2 protein-coding genes and 1 pseudogene are annotated in these 4,058 nt (G+C 63.0%); 1 reads left to right on the top strand and 2 read right to left on the bottom strand.

The annotated features are described in order from the left end of the window. Positions 1–220: pseudogene (locus JOZ76_RS30940) on the top strand (hypothetical protein); the annotation flags it as partial. A gap of 881 nt (positions 221–1,101) precedes the next feature. Here the strand turns inward: JOZ76_RS30940 and JOZ76_RS30935 are convergent. Further along, the gene (locus JOZ76_RS30935) at positions 1,102–1,683 is read right to left on the bottom strand and encodes a GNAT family N-acetyltransferase (RefSeq protein ID WP_291705192.1); all 582 of its coding nucleotides are present in this window, start codon (positions 1,681–1,683) and stop codon (positions 1,102–1,104) included. A 3-nt stretch (positions 1,684–1,686) separates the two neighbouring features. Then, positions 1,687–4,044: an Orn/Lys/Arg decarboxylase N-terminal domain-containing protein gene (locus JOZ76_RS30930; RefSeq protein WP_291705193.1), complete on the bottom strand. Its 2,358-nt coding sequence runs from the start codon at positions 4,042–4,044 to the stop codon at positions 1,687–1,689. Between the last annotated feature and the right edge of the window lie 14 nt (positions 4,045–4,058).

Raw genomic sequence — 4,058 nt, 5'->3', positions numbered from 1 at the left:
CAGGCGGAGCGTCGAGCAGCTCGCTGCCAAGCAGGACCAGATGGTGCAGAACATCGTGCTGTTGCAGGCGACGGAGGAGGACATCAGGGAGAAAATGGCGTTCGCCTCTGCGGCCCAGCAGACGGTTGCAAATCCACAGCCGAGGCCTCCGCAGCCGAGGCCGCAACCAGTGGCGCCGCGCGCGCTGCCTCCTGCTCCTGCCGGACCTGTCTCCCGCTGACCGCGCAGCTTCGTCGGCAAGCTTCTCACACCGTTGTTGTGGCACGATTCGGATTCAGGCGTGTCAAACAGCAGACGCACCATCCACGTCCTCGGCGCGCCTAAGCGCCCGAGCTTTGGGGGAAGTCCGTCCTCTCATCATTTCGAAAAACCAACACCGGTGTCATTCATCAAGTTGAACGAACTGAACGCACAACAATGCGTTGCGTGACTTCCTAACGGAGCGTATGGTTCTGGCTAGGCAGGGATCGAAAGCAATCTCTCAGATACGGAGGATGCGACCATGCCACGGGTCAAGCAAGCTTCGAAGCGGAAGCGCGCAACCAGAGCCGTGAAGGTGCTAGGTGCCGCCGGACTGGGTCTTTCGCTGATGGGTAGTTCATCCGCATCCACCATGCCCACTGCCGGTATCCCGCAATCTGAAAATACCTCGCCCAATCAGCGCTTCGTTCTTGGCGAAGAGGAAATGGCGGACGTCAGTCTCGCCACGTTCCATCTCTTCGATAGGGAAAGCCTTGGTAGCGGCGTGCAGCTCGCCCGCGGATGTGGTTGCGGCGGGTGCGGCTGCCGAGGTTGCGGCGGTGGTTGCGGCGGCTTCCGAGGATGCGGCGGCGGTTGCGGCGGCTGCCGTTGCGGCGGGTTCATTGGCTTCCGAGGTTGCGGTGGATGCGGGTTTGGGTTCGGCGGCTTGTTCATCGGCTGCGCGGGCTGCGCGGGTTGCGCCGGTTGCGCCGGTTGCGCGGCCTGTTGCCTATCCTGGGGAGCGTGCCGTTTGTGCTAGCTCCCGCGATCTGGCGGCCGAGCTCATCAAGGACGCTGATAGGATCCAAATCGATGAGTGCGTAGGGCGGACTACGCTCGGTCAATCCGCCCTGCGAATGACTAGCGTCCAACCCCGCCCGCAGCCGGCGGCGGCTCGGTCGCGCCAGGGCCGAGCGAGCGCTGCACCATCACCGTGTCGGCCCAGCGGCCGTAGCGGAAGGCGACACCGGGCAGGTGGCCGACCCGGGCAAAGCCGAACTTTTCGTGGATGGCGAGCGAGGCGGTGTTGTCGGCATCGATGTAACCGATCATCTGGCGAAAACCCGCAGCGGCGCAGGCATCGATCAGCGCCTGCAGCAGCAAGCGGCCGACGCCGCGTCCCTGATGCTCGTGATGGACATAGATCGAGTGCTTGGCCGTGTAGCGGTAGGCCGGCCGCTTACGGAAATGCACCACATAGGCGTAGCCGATCACCTCGCCGCGAAATGTTGCGGCCAAATGCGGCAGGCGATGGTTGTAGAGATTCTTGCGCCGTTGCCGCAGATCATCCGGTTCGGCCATGCCGGCGCTGTCGACGCCGTTCTCGACGCCGCGCCGGATGTGGCTGCGATAGATCGCCAGCATCGCATCGACGTCGGCGTCGCGCGAGGGCCGGATCACCACCGTCTCTTGGTCTCGCTGCGGCGTGATTGCGCTATCCATCCTCTACTCGGTCACCACATAGGTAAAGAGCTTGACGCGTCCAAGTTCGTCGATCTGCTTATAAACGCCCTGGATCTCGACCTCGAAACCTGGAAAATTGTTGAAGCAGGTCTCGAACATTTTCAGGTAATCCAGCATCGGCTTGGCCCGTTCGCTCAAGCGCTCGCCCGGCACGATGGTGGCGATGCCAGGCGGATAGACCACGAACGGCGTGGTGGCAATGCGCCCCGCCGCGGCGTCGATCGGCACATAGTCGACGTCGTTGCGAACGAGTTGGCGCGCCGCGTCGCGCGGCGACATCGCGATGTCGGGCAGGTGCGCGGGCAAGAACTGCTTGGCCTGCAGCGCCGAGACATCAGCTTCCCTGAAGAAGCTGTGCATGTCGGCGCAGAGATCGCGTAGGCGCACCTTGGCATAGCGCGCGGCATAGCGGCGGTAGAATTCGGGGATGGCCTCTTCAAGAAGCGCGTTGTCGTCGTGCAGCCGCTTGAAGGCGACCAGGCCGCTGATCAGGGTGCCGGCCTTGGACGCTTCGACGCCGGGGGTGAGCAGAAACAGGAGAGAATTGAGGTCGTTCTTTTCCGCGACGATGCGGTTCTCGCGTAAGTATTGCGCGACCACCGGCGCCGGAATGCCGTGTTCGGCATAGCAGCCGGTCGCACGATCAAAACCCGGCGTCAGCAGCGTCAGCTTGTTCGGATCGATCATGGCAAGGCCGGGCGCAAGATCCGGATAGCCATGCCAGTTCGCATCGGGAGAAAGCTGCCAGAGCGACGCATTGGAGGCGAGTTCGTCGGTCGAGACCGCATCCCAGGCGACATTGTGGGCGGCGCCTTCGCGCGCCGCATCGCGTATTTCGACGCGGTCGGGCACGAACGGTTCAAAAAACCAGCGTCGCTCGAGGCGGGTCTCTTTCTCCTCGAACTCGCGCCGCACCGCGCGGATCTTTTTGCGCAGCTCGATGCCGAGCCGGATGGTGTCGTCCCAAAGCACTTCGCCCGAGCGGCCCTTCATCATCTGTGCCCCGACATCGAGCGAGGCGAACAGGGGATAGAACGGCGAGGTCGAGGCGTGCTGCATGAAGCTTTCGTTGAAGCGGCGATGCTCGATCCGCCGTTTCTGCCCGCTGATGTGGCGGTCCTTGATGTGGATCTGCGAGGCCTGCGAAAAACTCGCGAGCTGCTTGTGGGTCGATTGCGTCGCGATGATGCCCGGCGCTTCGGGGCCGAGGCTGGAGAGCCCCATTGCGAAGCGGCCGGCATAGAGCGCGTGAAATTTCATGAAGCCGGCCCACGCCTCGTCGAACAGGATGTAGTCGCAGAGGTGGCCAATGCGCTGCAAGATCATCTCGGCGCTGTGGATCGTGCCGTCATAGGTGCATTGCTCGACGACGGCGACGCGAAACGGCCGCTCCTTGCGCCAGGCGTCGCCCTCCTTGACCAGCGGATGCGTGCGAATGCGTTCGCGCAAGCCCGTCTCCTCCAGCATGTCCCAGCGCATCGGGCCGATCAGTCCCCAGGCGTTGCGCACGGTGGGCACATAAATCGGGATGCCGCCGCTCATCATCAGCGCGCCATGATGGGCGGCCTTGTGGTTGTTGCGGTCGAACAGGACGAGGTCGCCATCGGCCACCAATGCGCCGAGCACGACCTTGTTCGAGGTCGAGGTGCCGTTCAGCACGAAATAGGTCTTTTCGGCGCCAAAGATCTGGGCGGCTTCCTTCTGCGCCTTCAGCGCCGGTCCTTCGTGGGTCAGGAGATCGCCGAGGTCGAGCACGGAATTGTCGAGGTCGTCGCGAAACACCGCTTCGCCGAGATGCTCGACGAACACCCGCCCGATCGGGCTGCGGCTGTAGAACACCCCGCCATTATGGCCGGGGCAGGTCCAGAGCTGGTTGCCTTCTTCCGCATAGTCGACCAGCGCGCCGAAGAACGGCGTCTTCAGCGTCTCGGCATATTGCTTCAGCCGGCTGATCAGGTTCTTTGCGATGAAGGGCGGAGTTTCCTCGGACAGGAAGACATAGCCGTCGATGAAGTCGAGCACCTCGACGGGCAGGTCCTCAAACCGTTTGCGCCGGATCAGGAGGATGATGGGAAAATCGAGGCCGCGGCGGCGCATCAGGTTGATCAGCGCGGCGGTCTTGCCTTCCAGGCCCTTCTTGCCCCAGTCGACCACCATGCAGCCGATCGCGGCGTCGGTCTGCACCGCGATCTCGGCATCCTCCAGTTTTCTGGCGCGCACCACCTCGAAACCGGAGCGCTGGATCTCATCGATGATCTGGTTGAAGCGCACGCCTTCGAGATCGTCGCTGTCGAAAACGGGCGCTGCGAACAGAAAGGTGAAGCGTCGGAAATAGTCCATGCGTGTCCTCAAAA

Source organism: Bradyrhizobium sp., assembly GCF_019244115.1.
Classification (GTDB): Bacteria; Pseudomonadota; Alphaproteobacteria; order Rhizobiales; family Xanthobacteraceae; genus Bradyrhizobium.
Note: the sequence above shows the minus strand (reverse complement) of the source record. Positions and strands in the feature narration are given on the sequence as shown.